Source organism: Bradyrhizobium sp. KBS0727, assembly GCF_005937885.2.
In the GTDB taxonomy this organism is placed as follows: domain Bacteria; phylum Pseudomonadota; class Alphaproteobacteria; order Rhizobiales; family Xanthobacteraceae; genus Bradyrhizobium.
Map to the genome: position 1 here is coordinate 3079286 of NZ_CP042176.1, position 15982 is coordinate 3095267.

Sequence of the window (15982 nt, forward strand, 5' to 3'; positions counted from 1 at the left end):
CCGGCGGCGGCCGATTCACCTGCCGCGATGGTTCAGGAAAGAGTTTGCGTGGCAAATATCAATCGACAAATCGCGGAAGAACTCGGCGTACGCGAGCAGCAGATCAACGCGACGGTGGAACTGCTCGACGGCGGCGCCACGGTCCCGTTCGTGGCGCGCTACCGCAAGGAAATCACCGGCGGTCTCGATGACGCGCAACTGCGCACGCTGGAAGAACGCCTGACCTATTTGCGCGAACTTGAGGAGCGCCGGGTCGCGATCCTCAATTCGGTCCGCGAGCAGGGCAAGCTTGACGCCGCGCTGGAGGCCGCGATCATGGCCGCCGACAGCAAGGGACGGCTGGAAGACATCTACCTGCCGTTCAAGCCGAAGCGCCGCACCAAGGCCGAGATCGCCAAGGAGGCCGGCCTCGAGCCATTGTCCGAATTGCTGCTGACGCAGCCGCAAAACGATCCGCAAATCGTGGCCGCCGGTTTCGTCGATGCCGAAAAACAGGTGGCGGATGTCGCTGCGGCGCTCGAAGGTGCCCGCGCTATCCTGGTGGAACGTTTTGCCGAAGATGCCGACCTGATCGGGCGCTTGCGCGAGCAGATGTGGTCGGCCGGATTGATGGCATCCACCGTGCGCAAGGGCAAGAAGACCGAGGGCGAGAAGTTCTCGGACTATTTCGAGTTCTCCCAGTCGCTGAGCAAATTGCCGTCGCATCGCATCCTCGCGATGTTCCGCGGCGAGAAGGAGGAAATCCTCGAATTGCAGATCATGCCGGATGCGCAAGTGCCGGTACCGGGCAGCACCGTGCCCAATACCTATGAACTGAAGATCATGCAGCGCTTTGCCATCAGCGATCAGGGCCGCCCGGGCGACCGCTGGTTGGTAGACACCGCGCGTTGGGCGTGGCGCACCAAGATCCAGGTGCATCTCAACATCGACCTGCGGATGCGGCTGTGGACCGCCGCGGAGACCGAGGGCGTGCGCGTGTTTGCTTCCAACCTTCGCGATTTGCTGCTGGCGGCGCCCGCTGGGGCGCGCGTTACCATGGGGCTCGATCCCGGCTATCGCTCCGGCGTCAAGGTCGCCGTCGTCGATGCGACCGGGAAGGTGGTCGCGACCACGGCGATCTATCCGCACGAGCCGCAGCGGAAGTGGGACGAGGCGCTGGCAACGCTGGGCAAGCTCGCGGTCGCTCACCGCGTCGATCTGATCGCAATTGGTAACGGTACGGCGTCGCGCGAGACCGACAAGCTTGCCACCGAACTGGTCAAGCTGTTGCCCGACCTGAAAATGTCGAAGATCGTGGTGTCCGAAGCCGGCGCGTCGGTCTATTCGGCGTCGGCTTTTGCATCGGAAGAACTGCCCGAACTCGATGTGACCCTGCGCGGCGCGGTGTCGATCGCGCGGCGGTTGCAGGATCCGCTGGCCGAGCTAGTCAAGATCGATCCCAAGGCGATCGGTGTCGGGCAGTATCAGCACGACCTCGGCGAAACCAAGCTGGCGCGCTCGCTCGACGCCGTGGTTGAGGACTGCGTCAACGCGGTTGGCGTTGACGCCAACACGGCGTCGGCGCCGTTGCTGGCGCGGGTGTCGGGCATCGGCCTCGGTCTGGCGCAGAGCATCGTCCAGCACCGCGACGCCAACGGTCCGTTCAAGTCGCGCAAGGCGCTGAAGGAAGTGCCGCGGCTGGGGCCCAAGGCGTTCGAGCAGTGCGCGGGTTTTCTGCGGATCAACGATGGCGAAGATCCGCTCGATACATCCGGCGTGCACCCGGAAGCCTATCCGGTGGTGCGGCGGATTCTCGCCGCGACCAAGAGCGACATCAAGGCACTGATCGGCAACGCCGAGATCGTGCGGCAGTTGAAGCCGCAGGCCTTCGTCGATGAGACGTTCGGCCTGCCCACCGTGACCGACATCTTGCGCGAACTGGAAAAGCCCGGCCGCGACCCGCGACCGGCGTTCAAGGCCGCGGTGTTCAAGGAAGGTGTCGAGGAGATCAAGGATCTCAAGCGCGGCATGATCCTCGAAGGCACCGTCACCAACGTGGCGGCGTTCGGCGCGTTCGTCGATATCGGCGTGCATCAGGATGGATTGGTGCACGTCTCGGCGATGTCAAAAACCTTCATCAAGGATCCGCGCGAGGTGGTGAAGCCGGGCGACATCGTCAAGGTCAAGGTTTTGGAGATCGAGGTCGCCCGCAAGCGCATCGCGCTGACGCTGCGGCTGGATGACGAGATCGGCAGCAAGGGCGCCAAGCCTGCGGCGGCAGACCGGCAGCGCGAGTTTTCCAAGGCGTCGATGACGTCGCAGGCACCGCGCAAGCCGCAGGAGCAATCAGGCGGCGGCGCACTCGCCGAAGCCCTGCGCCGCGCCGCCGAGAAGAACGGGCGGGGCACGCGCTAACGCGGGATGAGATCAGGTTGGCGGCGATGCCGGGCCTTCTTTTTGCGCGCCATTCTACTTTGCATGGGGTTGTTTTCGCGATTTTGTGTCTGGCCCCATGCTTTAGCTCGACGTCAGCAGGTCGACCTTGGCGTTGGCGAGGATCAGGCGGTCGGCCAGCAGTTGCGCGAGGTTGCGCATGACGCGCTCGCCGGCGCGCGGGTGCTGTTTTCGGAAACGCTCGAAATCGCGCAGCGGAATTTCATAGGCGGTCGCCGCCATGTCGGCGACCACGTCGGCGGAGCGGCGCGGCTCCAGCAGCGCCATCTCGCCGAACGGCATTCCCGCCGTCAGCGTCGCCAGCCGGATGCCGTCGGGCAGGGTGACGTGGACGACGCCGCTTCTGAGAAAGAACAGCGAATGGGCGTCATCGCCGGTCGCGATGATCTTCTCGGCCGTCTGATATGCCCTGATCGAAGCAAGCGAGGCGAGGTCGGTCAGTTCCTCGTCGGTCAGCCCGGCCAGGAGCGACTGCTCCGACAGTTCGGTCGCCTCGAAGAAATCGATCGCGCCGCCGTGCCGATAGACCACCTGGTCCTCGGCCCATTCGATCGCCGCATCGAGCAGATAGTAGTTGCGGATGTTGGTGAGACCCTCGGTCCATTCCGCGATCATCTTCCATTCCGGCGAGGCGCGCTTGATGCCGGACAGGATCACGGTGACATGATAGGCCGCCAGTTCGCGGAACTCCTCGGCGAACAGGCGAGCGCCGGCCGGGGTGACCGCGGCGACGCGGCGCAGGTCGAAAATCACGAATTGCGGACGCGGCTTTGCCGCCAGCGCACGCGAGACATAATCGACGCTGGAGAGCGAAAGCGCCCCGACCAGTTCATAGACCAGCACGTCCTGATGATGTGCGGCGAGAATTTTCCGCTCGTGCGGACGGCGGCTGCGCCGTGAAGGACTCTTGCCCATGTTGTAGTCGGCGATGATGCTGTTGCGGGCATCGTCGCTGCGGTTGAGCATGTGCAGATTGTAATGCGACGACAGCGCCTCGCAGACCTTGATGCCGCGCACGCTGTTGCCATGCTTGTCCAGTTTCGGCGAATAGCTGCCGAGCCCGAGCCGGGCCGGCAATGCCGCCAAAATGCCGCCGCCGACGCCGCTCTTGGCGGGGATGCCGACGCGGTAGATCCACTCGCCGGCATAGTCGTACATGCCCGATGACGTCATGACCGACAGCGTCCGCGAAATCGCATACGGCGTCATGACCTGTTCGCCGGTCACCGGATTGACGCCGCGGTTGGCGAGCGTCGCCGCCATCACGGCGATATCGCGCGCGGTGACCAGCACCGCGCATTGCCGGAAATAGGCCCCCAGCACGGAGGCGACGTTGTCCTTGATCACGGCGTTGGTGCGCAAGAGATAGCCGATCGCCCGGTTGCGGTCGCCGGTGGCGCTCTCGGAGGCGTAGACGGCGTCATCGACATCGAGGTCGCGTCCGGCGAAGCGCCCGAGCGCCTGACGGATATATTCGAACGCGCCGTCGCCCTTGGCCTCGTGGATCAGTCCCGTGCAGGCGATGGCGCCTGCATTGACCATGGCATTGAAGGGGTGGTTCTCGGCGTTGAGGCGGATCGAATTGAAGGGGTCGCCCGACGGTTCGACCCCGATCGCGCTTTCCACCCGGGCGGCGCCCAGCGTGTCCAGCGCCAGCGCGAACACGAAGGGTTTTGACATCGACTGGATGGTGAAGGGAATCTGGGTATCGCCGACCTCGTAGACGTGGCCGTCGAGGGTCGCGAGACTGATGCCAAAATGGGCAGGGTCGGCCTTGCCGAGTTCAGGGATGTAATCGGCGACGGCGCCGCCGGTCTCTGCGGCGAAATCGTCGTGACAGGCGTTCAGGAACCGCAGCAAAGGCGGTTTCGAGCTGGTCCAGGCCGGGGCGCCGGTGGGCGATACTTTCATCGCCCCCGTTTTGCAACGCAATCACGGAACGCGCAACTGGTTCCCCACCAGACTTTGGCGGCGTATCAGCAGCAGCGCGACCGCGACGGTAGGAACGAGAATGCCTAGGCCAAGCGACGTAACCTGGATCTGCGACAGCGGATTGATACCGCCGCCCGGCGTCGCCACTACGAAGCCGCCGATCACGAGCAATATGCGCAACGGCCATTCCAGCGCGCCGGCGCCGCGGAGGTCGCCGACAAAGGCCTGATAGCCCTGGATGCCGCCGCAGATGAACAGCGTGCCGAAGGCGGCCAGTCCCATCAGGCCGAGGCCTTCGAGATAGGGGTTGTCCCCCTGAAGCACCAAAGCCGGGTTCAACACGAAGAAGAACGGGATGAAGTAGATGATGCTGCCGACCCACATCGATTCCCATCCGGTCTTCATCGCGGGCGACCCGGCGATGCCGGCGGCGGCGAAGGAGGCGATCGCAACCGGCGGCGTGATCGACGACAGCATGCCCCAGTAGAAGATGAACATGTGCACGGCCATGCGGTTGAGGCCGAGCTTCTCCAGTGCCGGCGCCACCAGGATGGCGAGGAAGATGTAGCAGGCCGTCGTGGTCAGCCCGAGCCCCAGAATGAGGCTGGTGAAGGCGCACATGCCGAGCAGCAGGAAGGCGTTGTCGCCGGCGATCCGCAGCAGATCGTTAGCGAGGCTGGAGACCACGCCGGTCATCGAGAACGCGCCGATCAGGAGGCCGCAGCCGGCGAGGATGCCGACCAGCTCGACGAACGTGCGACCGTTGACCTCGAGAAACTTGCTGATGGTCGAAGGCGTCCAGCGGGTATCCCTGGAGAACAGCTGGTTCAACACCAGCAGCAGCGCAGTGGCATAGAACGGCGCGTGGCTCTCGCGCTTGAAGTAGAGCAGCATCACCACCAGCAGGGCGATGACGAAAACGTAGTACCAGCCGGCCTTGATCGTGTCCCAGATCTTCGGCAGCTCCGCGCGCGGAATGCCCTTCAGGCCATGGCGTGCCGCATAGGAATCCACCTGCATGAACAGCCCGACATAATACAGCGCGGCCGGAATGATCGCGGCGATGGCGACGTCGGCATAGCTGACATTGAGGAATTGCGCGATCACGAACGCAGTCGCGCCCATCACCGGCGGCGCCAGCACCGCGCCGGTCGATGCGCAGGCCTCGATGGCACCGGCATAGGAGGCGCGAAAGCCGCTCTTCTTCATGACAGGAATCGTCATGGTGCCCGCGGTCAGCACGTTGGAAATAATCGAGCCGGACATCATGCCGAGCAGGCCCGAGGCAAAGATGCAGACTTTGGCCGCGCCGCCGCGGAAGGTGCCGCACATGGCGAAGGCGATGTTGATGAAGAACTTGCCGGCGCCGGTCATCATCAGCGCGGTGCCGAACACCAGGAAGCCGATCACGGTATCGGCGAAGGCCTGGATCGGAATGCCGAGCAGGCTTTCGCCCGACAGCACGTGATAGGCGGTGGTCTGGTCGAGCGTGAGCTGCGAGCCCCGGAACGGTCCGAGCCAGCTTGCTTCGGCGAACAGCGGATAGACGGTGAAGGGGAGCACGCTCAACAGCAGGCTCCAGCCGCCGGTGCGGCGCAGCGCCTCCATCAGCACGAACCACATCACGAGGCCGGCGGCGATCACGTTCTGCGGCGCGCCGTCGGATTCCCAGCCGAACTGGGCGGCCTTGCGCACGTTGAGCATCAGCCAGATCGAGGCGGCGAAGGTCGCGACGAACAGCAGCAGATCATACCAGGGGATGCGGTCGAGCGGCGCGGTCTCGGTTCCCGGAAAGATCAGGAACGTGAAGGGCAGCATCAGCGCGATCAGCAGATAGAAATACTCGGTGTTGAGCTGGGTATAGTCGATGAAGAACCGCAGCGAAAATTGCTGGTTGATGCAGAGCAGGATGGTGGCCGCGGTCGCGACCACCAGCGCCCAGCGCCAACCGCCCTGCAGGGTTCGCACCCGCGTGACTTCGGCTTCCTGCAGATTGCCGATGCCGGCGTGCGGATCCTCGAACTCGATTCGCTTCGGCGCAGCCGCCGCACTATCGGACGCAGACATCATTTACCTCCAACAGAAGCGCGGTTCGCCTTGGAGTTTCCGCGCGAGCGAAAACGTCGGTTATTGTTCAAAGCCGTTCGGCATATTGGCTTTGGCAAGGGCTGCCGCGCGCGTGATCATCCAGCCGTCGAGAAACGCTTTGTCGTCCGAAGGCGGGCTGGCCTTGCCGTACTCGGCCCATGCCGCCGCCAGCACCTCCTGGCGCTTCAACAGGCCGTTGTTGTGGGCTTCCTGCTCGGCGGTCCATTGGCCGGCTTCCTTCAGCGCTTTCACGGCGCCGGGATGCACCGGGACCACCCAGTTCTTGGTCTGGCGGTTGGCCGCAAGGCCGCCGGCGCCGGGGGCTGAGTCCTTGTAGGCATCGTAGTTGACGATCATCGCCTTGGTGATGGCGTAGACCTGATCGGCCGGCTGCGAGGCATAGGTGATGAAGATCGGGTAGGGGTAGTTCGCCGACTCGATCGGCTTGTCCGGAGAGATGCCGGCGCCACAGGTCGCCACCTGCGGGAAGAAGAAGGAGCCGACCTTCTTGACCCGTTCCCATCCGGCCTTGTCGCTGGCGGGAAGCGGTGGCCACACCAGTCCGCGCGGCGAGGTTTCGGCTTCCTTGGCGGGCCCGGTGATGGTGGTGCCGAAGGCGGCGTCGGTGTCGTTGTTGATCAGGCCCTTCCACATCGCGCCGTAGCTGGCGAACTCGACCACCTTGACGTCGGCCTGCTTGAGGCCGGCGAAGGCGAGAATGGCCAGCGAGTTCTGGTTCAGCGCCGGCGAGCCGACGACGAAGCCGACCCGCTTGCCGCGGAGATCCTTGACCTCCTTGACGCCGGCGTCCGCAGCGACGCCGAGCGTGCCGGTGTTGCAATCGACCGAGGACAGCAGCAATTGCAGCGACTGCGGGCCCCATTCTTTTGAGCCGAATTCGAACACGCCTTCCTGCGCGAAATAGGTACCCGATCCCATCGCCGACATCAGCGCGCGCTTGGCCCGCAGCGGCGCCAGCCGCGCCACGTCGTTGCCGGCGGGCAGCACGCGAACGTCGGTCGAATACTTGTCCTTCATCATCTTGCCGACGCCGACCGCGATGTTGAAACCGGCGGTGCCGGTGTCATAGGCGGTGACTGCCATCGTCGGCGGCAGCTTGACGTCGTCGGCCAGCGCCGCGGCGGATGCCACGAGCGAGATGCCTGCCAACGCGGCAGGCGCGAGATTCATCAGCCGACCGATCATGTTTCCCCCTTATTGTTTCGTCAGACGAAACTTTTGATGGCCGGGATCATCTCATCGCAGGATAGCGATGACAACGTCCGCACGGCTTCAAAGCCGCAATGCGGCTGATCCGCCACCGGACAGATTGTCGCGCATCGGAAGTATGGGGATGAAATCTAGGCGTCGACGATCGCGACGACCTGTCCTTCGGCGATGACGTCGTCGAGTTTGACCAATATTGCCTTGATTTTACCGGCTGTGGTCGAGGTGACCGGGATTTCCATCTTCATGGCTTCGACGAAGGCAATCTCGTCGCCGTCACCGACGCTTGCGCCGTTCTCGACCGCAAGCGCGCATACGCGGCCGGCCACTTCGGTGACGATCTTGATCTCTGGCATTCCAATCTCCCGGGACCGTCTGACGGACAAATTATCTTCGCCAACGGCTTTTTGTTGTGGCGGCAGATTGCCTGAGGTAGCTTGATCTGCAAGTGGAATTTTATTCCGCGTGACGGAATGAGGCCATCGATGGGACGACGCTCGGAACGGCTTAGCAAACAGGGAATGCTCGCCAGCGATCTCGCAGGCGAGGGCGATGTGATTCAGGTGGTATCGCGGGCCTTCGATGTCCTGCGCTGCTTCGAGGGTCACGAAGCCCGGCTCGGCAATCTCGAAATTTCCAATCGCTGCGGGCTGCCGCGCTCCACGGTGTCGCGGTTGACGCACACGCTGACGCGGATGGGGCAACTGGTCTACCTGCCGCGCGATCAGAAATACCGCATCGGTCCGAGCGCGGTGGCGATGAGCACCTCGATGATGAAGGGGTTGCAGCTTCGCAATCTGATCCGGCTGCGGCTGCAGGATGTCGCCGAGCAATTGCCGGGCACTGTCGGCTTCGTCATCCCCGACCGCTTTCATCTGGTCTATCTCGAATTCGCGCGCGCGGCGAACGCGCTCGGCCTGCACGAGACCACCGGCAGCCGTATCGCGATGGCGAGCACGGCGGCGGGCCATGCCTATACCGCGGCGCTCGATACCGACGTCGGCGATGCCCTGATCGCGGAGATGGAGCGTGAGATCCCGGAAAGCGCCAAGATACTGAAGCCGCGCATCGAGGCTAACCGGCGGCATTTGCGTGAACACGGTTATGTCGTGGCCTGCGGGCTCTGGAGTCCGCATATCAACGGCGTCGCGGTCCCGGTGTGGTCGCCGCAATACCAGACCTATGTGGTGGCGACGATCGGCCTTCTGTCCGTGATGTACGACGAGAAACGGCTGCACCGGGAAGTGGCGCCGTTGATGCGCGAACTCGGAGCTGCGATCGGCGGCCTGCTGGAGGGCGCCGACGGCGACATCTTCTCGAGCCGGCTGGAACGAAAAGCACTTCCGGTGTCGACCCCGAATAAAATCAATAACAATAAAATCATCAGGACGGAGGATACGAATGAACTGGAAGCCGGAACTCGACGACCTCGCCCGGCGCGAAGCGTTCGCGCGCGAGATGGGAGGCGTTGACAAGGTCAAGCGTCAGCATGACCAGGGCCGGCTCACCGTTCGCGAGCGCATCGACAAACTGGTCGATCAAAAAAGCTTCCACGAGGTCGGTGCGGTCGCCGGCATCGGCGAATACGACGAAAACAACGAACTCAAGCATCTGACGCCGGCAAATTGCGTGTTCGGCCGCGGCAAGATCGATGGCCGGACCGTGGTGGTGGTCGGCGACGATTTCACCGTGCGCGGCGGCTCGGCCGATGCCTCGATCTCGACCAAGCCGCTGATGGCCGAGGAGATGGCGCATGACTTTCGCCTGCCGATCATCCGCGTGATCGAAGGTTCCGGCGGCGGCGGTTCGGTGAAGACCATCGAAACCCGCGGGGCCGCCAATCTGCCGGGCGGGGTCGGCGGCACGCGTGCGTACTGGTTCACGACGGCGAACATGGCGCGTGTGCCGGTGGTCGGTCTTGGCCTCGGTTCGGTCGCAGGCCTCGGCGCCGCGCGGCTGGCGGCCAGTCATTACTCGATCATGACCAGGAATTCCGCGATGTTCGTTGCCGGGCCGCCGGTGGTGAAGCGCCTGGGTCAGGATCTGACAAAACAGGAACTCGGCGGCGCCGACATCCAGACTCGCGCAGGCGGCGTCGACGATGCCGTCGATACCGAGGAGGAGGCGTTCGAGCGCGTCCGGCGCTTTCTGTCCTATCTGCCGTCCTCGGTCTTCGAGCTGCCGCCGACCACGCCTTGCAGCGACGATCCGGAACGTGCGGAAGAATCGCTGATGAAGGCGGTGCCGCGCAACCGCCGCCAGGTCTACAAGATGCGGCCGATCATCGACGCGGTCGTCGACAAGGGCTCGTTCTTCGAGGTGAATACCAATTTCGGCCGTCCGGTAATCACGGGGCTTGCGCGCCTGGAAGGTCGCGCGGTGCTGCTGCTGGCGAGCGATCCCTTTCATTACGGCGGCTCGTGGACGGCAGACGCCTGCGACAAGGTGATCCGCTGGGTCGATTTCGCCGAGACCTTCCATCTGCCGGTGGTCTATCTGATGGATTGCCCGGGTTTCATGATCGGGCTCGAGGCCGAGAAGTCGGCGACCATTCGCCACGGCGTGCGCGCGATGGCCGCCGTCAACCAGAGCACCGTTCCCTGGTGCACCATCATCGTGCGCAACGCGTTTGGCGTCGCCGGCGTCGTGCACCAACCGGCCAACCGCTATTCGATGCGCTATGCCTGGCCGTCGGCCTATTGGGGCTCGCTGCCGCTGGAAGGCGGCATTGAGGCCGCCTATCGCGCCGACATCGACGCCGCGGACGATCCGGCGGTGAAGCTGAAGGAGATCGAGGATCGCCTCAACAAGCTGCGTTCGCCGTTCCGCTCAGCTGAAAAATTCTGGGTCGAGGAAGTGATCGATCCCCGCAGGACGCGCTCGCTGCTGTGCGAATTCGCGCGGCTCGCCGAACCGGTCCGCACGCCGGGACCTTCGACCAGCATGGCGATCAGGCCGTAATCAACCGTCATTCCGGGGCGATGCGAAGCATCGAACCCGGAATCTCGAGATTCCGGGTCCGGTCCTGCGGACCATCCCGGAATGACATGTTTATATACGCTCACGCTGCCGCCGGTTTCGGCGCCGGCACCGGCCGCGAGATCGTAACCGTCAGCAGCGCCGCGACGATGCAGAGTGCGCCGGCAACGAAGAACGCCGGCAGATAGCTCGCAAGCAACGTCCGCGACAGCCCGGCGCCGAAGGCCGCGGTGCCGGCACCGAGCTGATGGCCCGCAAAGATCCAGCCGAACACCAGGTTGGCGCGTTCGGGCCCGAACCGCTGCGCAGTGAGCCGCACCGTCGGCGGCACCGTGGCAATCCAGTCCAGCCCGTAGAACATCGCGAACACCGACAGTCCGTAGAACGAAAAATCGGTGAAGGGCAGGAACAGCAGCGAAAGTCCGCGCAGCCCGTAATACCAGAACAGCAGATAGCGGTTGTCGTAGCGGTCCGACAGCCAGCCCGAGACGATGGTGCCGAAGAAATCGAAAATGCCCATTGCAGCGAGCAGGCTCGCCGCCTGCACCTGCGGAATACCGTAATCGAGGCACATCGGAATCAGGTGCACCTGGATCAGGCCGTTGGTGCTGGCGCCGCAGATGAAGAATGTCGCAAACAGCACCCAGAACACACTGGACTTCGAAGCATCGCGCAGCGTGCCGAGTGCCGCCGCCACGATCGGCGCGTTGTTGGGCGGCGGCGCCGGCAGCGGCTCGGTGCCTTGGTCGCCGAACGGCCGCAGGCCGAGATCGCTCGGCCGGTCGCGCATGATCATGAGCACGGCGAACGCGGCCACGCCCAGCATCACGCAGACCAGTCCCAGCGCGATCCGCCAGCCATAATGATCGGTCAGTGTCGCCAGCAACGGCAGGAACGCCAGTTGCCCGGTCGCGACGCTGGCGGTGAGAATGCCGACGACAAGGCCACGCCGCGCCACAAACCAGCGCGCGGCGATCGTGGCGCCCAGCACCAAAGCGGTCATGCCGGTACCGATGCCGATTACCACGCCCCACAGCAGCATCAGGTGCCAAACCTTGGTCATGGCCAGCGATGCGATGAGGCCGGATACCACGACCAGCAAGGCCGATAAGGTGACGTTGCGAAGGCCGTAGCGGTTCAGCAGCGCCGCGGCGAACGGGGCCATCAGTCCGAACAGGATGAAGCGGATCGACAGCGCGGAGGAAATCTCCGCGGTGGTCCAGCCGAATTCCTTCTGCAGCGGCACGATGAACACGCCGGGCGCGCCGACGGTGCCCGCGGTGATCAGGGCGGTGAGGAAGGTCACGGCCACCATCGCCCAGCCGTAATGGATATTGCGGCGGGCGAGGGCGGCTGACAGCCAGTTCGAGATCATTGAGCCTCAGTGGGTTCGCAGGAAGTTTTTATCCGGAAGTTGTCTTGGCGGTTTCTTGGCAGCTTTCCGGGAAGGTATCTTCGAGATTTGCTTGGGATTTTCTTGGTAATTCTTGCTGATTTGCCTGATCTGTACATCATGCCGCAAGATCGGTTTGGCCGAAATGCCAAACTTCCCTCATTTCCGGACATGCAGGTTTCAGGACATGCAGGGCGGACGTCAGCGAATGATCCGCTCCACCGCGATCGCCGTAGCCTCGCCCCCGCCGATGCAAAGTGCGGCGACGCCGCGTTTCAGGTTCTGCGCTTCCAGCGCATGCAGCAGCGTCACGATCAGGCGGGCACCGGTGGCGCCGATGGGGTGGCCAAGCGCACAGGCGCCGCCATTGACGTTGAGCTTTTCCCTGGGAATGCCGAGGTCGCGCTGCGCCGCCATCGCCACCACCGCAAAGGCCTCGTTGATCTCGAACAGGTCGACGTCGCCGACGCTCCAGCCGACCTTGTCCAAGAGCTTGCGAATCGCCGGGATCGGCGCGGTCGTGAACCACTGCGGCTCCTGGCTGTGGGTGGCGTGGCCCTTGATTTCGGCCAATGCCGGCAGGCCCTCGCGATCGACCAGCGAGCGCTTGGCCAGGACGAGCGCCGCGGCGCCATCGGCGTTGGCGGAGGAGGCCGCCGGCGTGATCGTGCCGTTGGCGCGGAATGCTGCCTTCAATCCGGGTATCTTGGCGGGATCGACCTTCAGCGGATGCTCGTCATTGGCGACGATGCGCGGTCCGGCTTTTTCGGCGAGCGTGATCGGTGCGATCTCGACGCGGAACGCGCCGCCCTCGACCGCCTTGCGCGCCCGGGTCAGCGTTTCGATCGCGTAGGCGTCCTGGTCCGCGCGGGTGAACTGATAAGCCTCCGCAGTGGCCTCGCCGAAATCGCCCATCGAGCGGCCGGTCTCATAGGCGTCTTCCAGACCGTCCATCATCATGTGGTCGATGATACGGTCATGTCCTGCGCGATAGCCCGACCGGGCCTTGGCGAGCAGATAGGGCGCGTTCGACATGCTCTCCATGCCGCCCGACAGCACGATGTCGGCCGAACCCGCGTTGATGATGTCGTGGGCCAGCATCGTCGCCTTCATGCCGGAGCCGCAGACCTTGTTGATGGTGGTGGCGCCGGTGGCATCCGGCAATTTGGCGCCACGCGCCGCCTGGCGGGCCGGCGCCTGGCCCTGTCCGGCCGGCAGCACGTTGCCCATGAACACCTCGTCGATTCGCTCCGGCGGCAGTTTGGCCCGCTCCAGCGCGGCGCCGATGACGTGGGAACCGAGCTTGTGGGCGCTGAGCGGCGCGAGGTCGCCCATGAAGCGGCCCAGCGGCGTGCGGGCGGCGGAAAGGATGACGACGGGATCGGAAGCTGCGGTCATGGCTGATCTCCCTTGGAGGCGGACAATTAGATTATGATCATCATATGATGCGCTGCAAAAAATGCAACGGGACGATCCGTAAATTGTTGTGAGATGGGCAGGCTCGCGAAGCGAGTTGTACTTGTCATCATCCGCGAAAGCGGATGATCCAGTAATCACCGGCGGTTACTGGATGCCCCGCTGGAGCCTGTCATCGGGCTCGCCAAAGGCGAGACCCGGCGGCGGGGCATGACGACATTACGCCTACCGTTTGCGGTCCAGAAATCCCTGCATCAGCCGCTGCGGCTCGCCGGTCAGATAGGACTGCCCGAACACGCCGACGCTCAGGTTGACGGATTCCGTCAGCGGCAGCTCTTCCCACTGCCGCAGCAGCGCCTTCTGCGAGCGCAGCGCTTGCGGGCCGCATTCGAGCAGTGCCTTGACCGTGTGTTCGACCGCGGCGTCGAGGCCGCCTTGCTTGGCGACGACGTCGACCAGGCCCCAGGCGAGCGCGGTCGGTGCGTCGATATTCTCCGCCGTCATCACCAGCCAGCGGGCGCGGCCCCAGCCGATCAGGCGCGGCAGCAAAGCGGCGTGGATCACCGAGGGGATGCCGACGCGTACTTCCGGCATCCCGAACATGGCATCGTGCGCCGCGATCCGGAAATCGCAGGCGGCGGCGACTTCCAGCCCGCCGCCGAGGCACCAGCCGGGCAGGCGCGCGATCACGGGCGCCGGAAACTGGCGCACGGCTTCGCAGAGGTCGCGCAGCCGCGTGATGAAGGCTTCCGCTGACTTCTGGTCGAGCTTTGCCATTTCCTTGATGTCGGCGCCGCCGATCATGCTCTTTTCGCTCTGGCCGGCCAGGATCACGGCACGGATGTCAGGGTCCTTGGCGAGCTTCTCGAACCCTTCGCGCACCCCATTGGTGACCGCGGAGGAGAGAATGTTGAGCGAGCCGGCGTTGCAGATCGTCAGGCGAACGACGCCTCTGGAGTCGCGATCGACGCCGCAATGGGGATTGAGCATTTCCATCTGATTTTTCTCGGGCCTTGTTGGGACGGTTGCCGCCACTTCCCGGACATTGCGCCGGCTTGTCAAGGGTGGATGGGATGGCGGTGTTGCTAGGTAGTCGCCGCACGTGTAATATTATGATCGTCATTTAAAGGAGCCGTCATGACCGCGACCCAACCCGCCGACCTGTTCTCGCTCGAGAAGCGCCGCGAGCGCGTGGTCGACTGGCAGGCGCCGGGACCGGCGGCGAAGGCCGCAGCCGGGATGTCGGGTTTGGACGCCATGCGTGCGATCCGCGACGGCCTGGTGCCGGAGCCGCCGATGGCCCGGCTGATCGATTTCCGGCTTCGCGTCGCCGAGTCCGGGCGGATCGTGATGGAACTCGAGCCGCATGAGAGCCTCGAAAATACCATCGGGCTGCTGCACGGCGCGACCGCGGCGGCGCTGCTCGATACCGCCATGGGGTGCGCGATCTCGACCATGCTGCCGGCGGGGCAGGGCGCGGTAACGCTCGACCTCAAGCTGACCTATCTGCGACCGCTGTCGGTACGATCAGGCACCATCTCGGCCGAAGGCAAGGTGATCAAACTCGGCCGCCAGACCAGCTACGCCGAGGGCTTTGTCCGCGACGGTTCCGGGAATCTTGCGGTGCACGCAACCGCGACCTTTTCCATGATCGGAGCAGGTGGAAACGCGAAATAGATGCAGCTTTTTCGGCCCACAACTGCTATTATATGACTGGAAACATTCAATAGGACGGCCGATGCGCTATTCGAAAGAGCACAAGCAGGAGACCCACGCCCGGATCGTGAAGAAGGCCTCGGTGCGGCTTCGCGAAAAGGGCGCGCATGGCATCGGCGTTGCCGACCTGATGAAGGAGGCCGGCCTGACCCATGGCGGCTTCTACGCCCATTTCGATTCCCGCGAGGCGCTGGTGATCGAGGCCTTTGCCTATGCGATGGACCGCTCCAACGAGCGCTGGCGCAAGGTCGCCGAACAGACCCCGCCGGAGAAGCGTCTTGCCACCATCGTCGAGAGCTATCTGACGCCCCTTCATCGCGATGACCCCGGTCATGGCTGCGCGGTGCCGACGCTCGGCGCCGAGATCGCGCGCGAAAGCCCGAAGACGCGAAAAGCCTTTGCCGGCAAGCTGGAACAGATGATCGACATGATGGCCGATCAGATCCTCGACGTGCCGCGCAAAACCGCCCGCAAGCAGGCGATGGCGGCGCTGGCCACCATGATGGGAACGCTGGTGCTGTCGCGCATCGCCGGGACCGGCGAGTTCTCCGACGAGATCCTGGCGTCGGGGCGCGAAGCCGTGCTGGAGCGGGCCGCGGTCGCGAAGCCTGCGGCGAAAAAGGCCCGCGCGAAGACGCATTGATCCGTAGCGTTTTTCCGTCATTGCGAGGAGCGCAAGCGACGACCTGTCCGCCGTAGCTCAACGAGCGAAGGCGGAAGCAATCCAGTCTTTCTTTGTGGCTATGGATTGCTTCGCGGAGCCTGTCATCGGGCGCGCATTCGCGCGACCCGTTGGCT

General features: G+C 64.2%; 12 protein-coding genes. 5 read left to right on the top strand and 7 right to left on the bottom strand.

Annotated elements, in window-relative coordinates:
• The first annotated feature begins 48 nt into the window (after window positions 1-48).
• Window positions 49-2394, top strand: a complete 2346-nt coding sequence (locus FFI89_RS14040; protein WP_210249116.1) for a Tex family protein — start codon at window positions 49-51, stop codon at window positions 2392-2394.
• A 102-nt stretch (window positions 2395-2496) separates the two neighbouring features.
• Here the strand turns inward: FFI89_RS14040 and glsA are convergent, their stop codons facing one another.
• The 4 genes from glsA to FFI89_RS14060 all read right to left on the bottom strand — a co-directional run bounded on the left by glsA (window position 2497) and on the right by FFI89_RS14060 (window position 8036).
• Window positions 2497-4344: a glutaminase A gene (glsA, locus tag FFI89_RS14045; protein WP_138837445.1), complete on the bottom strand. Its 1848-nt coding sequence runs from the start codon at window positions 4342-4344 to the stop codon at window positions 2497-2499.
• Window positions 4345-4365: 21 nt separating this feature from the next.
• Window positions 4366-6435 carry a TRAP transporter permease gene (locus FFI89_RS14050; protein ID WP_371722487.1) on the bottom strand — a complete coding sequence of 690 codons (2070 nt, stop codon included), beginning with the start codon at window positions 6433-6435 and terminating at the stop codon, window positions 4366-4368.
• A gap of 57 nt (window positions 6436-6492) precedes the next feature.
• Window positions 6493-7659 carry a TAXI family TRAP transporter solute-binding subunit gene (locus FFI89_RS14055; protein WP_138837449.1) on the bottom strand — a complete coding sequence of 389 codons (1167 nt, stop codon included), beginning with the start codon at window positions 7657-7659 and terminating at the stop codon, window positions 6493-6495.
• A 155-nt stretch (window positions 7660-7814) separates the two neighbouring features.
• Window positions 7815-8036 carry an acetyl-CoA carboxylase biotin carboxyl carrier protein subunit gene (locus FFI89_RS14060; protein WP_138837451.1) on the bottom strand — a complete coding sequence of 74 codons (222 nt, stop codon included), beginning with the start codon at window positions 8034-8036 and terminating at the stop codon, window positions 7815-7817.
• 129 nt (window positions 8037-8165) lie between these two features.
• Between FFI89_RS14060 and FFI89_RS14065 the strand changes: the two genes are divergently transcribed.
• The gene (locus tag FFI89_RS14065) at window positions 8166-9152 is read left to right on the top strand and encodes an IclR family transcriptional regulator (protein ID WP_168212888.1); all 987 of its coding nucleotides are present in this window, start codon (window positions 8166-8168) and stop codon (window positions 9150-9152) included.
• The gene (locus FFI89_RS14070) at window positions 9082-10641 is read left to right on the top strand and encodes an acyl-CoA carboxylase subunit beta (RefSeq protein WP_138837455.1); all 1560 of its coding nucleotides are present in this window, start codon (window positions 9082-9084) and stop codon (window positions 10639-10641) included. The genes FFI89_RS14065 and FFI89_RS14070 overlap by 71 nt, the downstream gene beginning before the upstream one ends.
• 100 nt (window positions 10642-10741) lie before the next feature.
• Here the strand turns inward: FFI89_RS14070 and FFI89_RS14075 are convergent, their stop codons facing one another.
• The 3 genes from FFI89_RS14075 to FFI89_RS14085 form a co-directional block, all read right to left on the bottom strand.
• Window positions 10742-12034: an MFS transporter gene (locus FFI89_RS14075; RefSeq protein ID WP_138837457.1), complete on the bottom strand. Its 1293-nt coding sequence runs from the start codon at window positions 12032-12034 to the stop codon at window positions 10742-10744.
• Between the two features lie 219 nt (window positions 12035-12253).
• Window positions 12254-13450 carry an acetyl-CoA C-acyltransferase gene (locus FFI89_RS14080; protein WP_138837459.1) on the bottom strand — a complete coding sequence of 399 codons (1197 nt, stop codon included), beginning with the start codon at window positions 13448-13450 and terminating at the stop codon, window positions 12254-12256.
• 243 nt (window positions 13451-13693) lie between these two features.
• Window positions 13694-14464, bottom strand: coding sequence for an enoyl-CoA hydratase (locus FFI89_RS14085; RefSeq protein ID WP_138837461.1), 771 nt, complete (start codon window positions 14462-14464; stop codon window positions 13694-13696).
• Between the two features lie 141 nt (window positions 14465-14605).
• Between FFI89_RS14085 and FFI89_RS14090 the strand changes: the two genes are divergently transcribed.
• Together FFI89_RS14090 and FFI89_RS14095 are read left to right on the top strand one after the other, a co-directional pair.
• On the top strand, window positions 14606-15145 hold the full coding sequence (locus FFI89_RS14090; RefSeq protein WP_138837463.1) for a PaaI family thioesterase: 540 nt from the start codon (window positions 14606-14608) through the stop codon (window positions 15143-15145).
• A gap of 61 nt (window positions 15146-15206) precedes the next feature.
• On the top strand, window positions 15207-15827 hold the full coding sequence (locus FFI89_RS14095) for a TetR/AcrR family transcriptional regulator (RefSeq protein WP_138837465.1): 621 nt from the start codon (window positions 15207-15209) through the stop codon (window positions 15825-15827).
• Window positions 15828-15982: the final 155 nt, after the last annotated feature.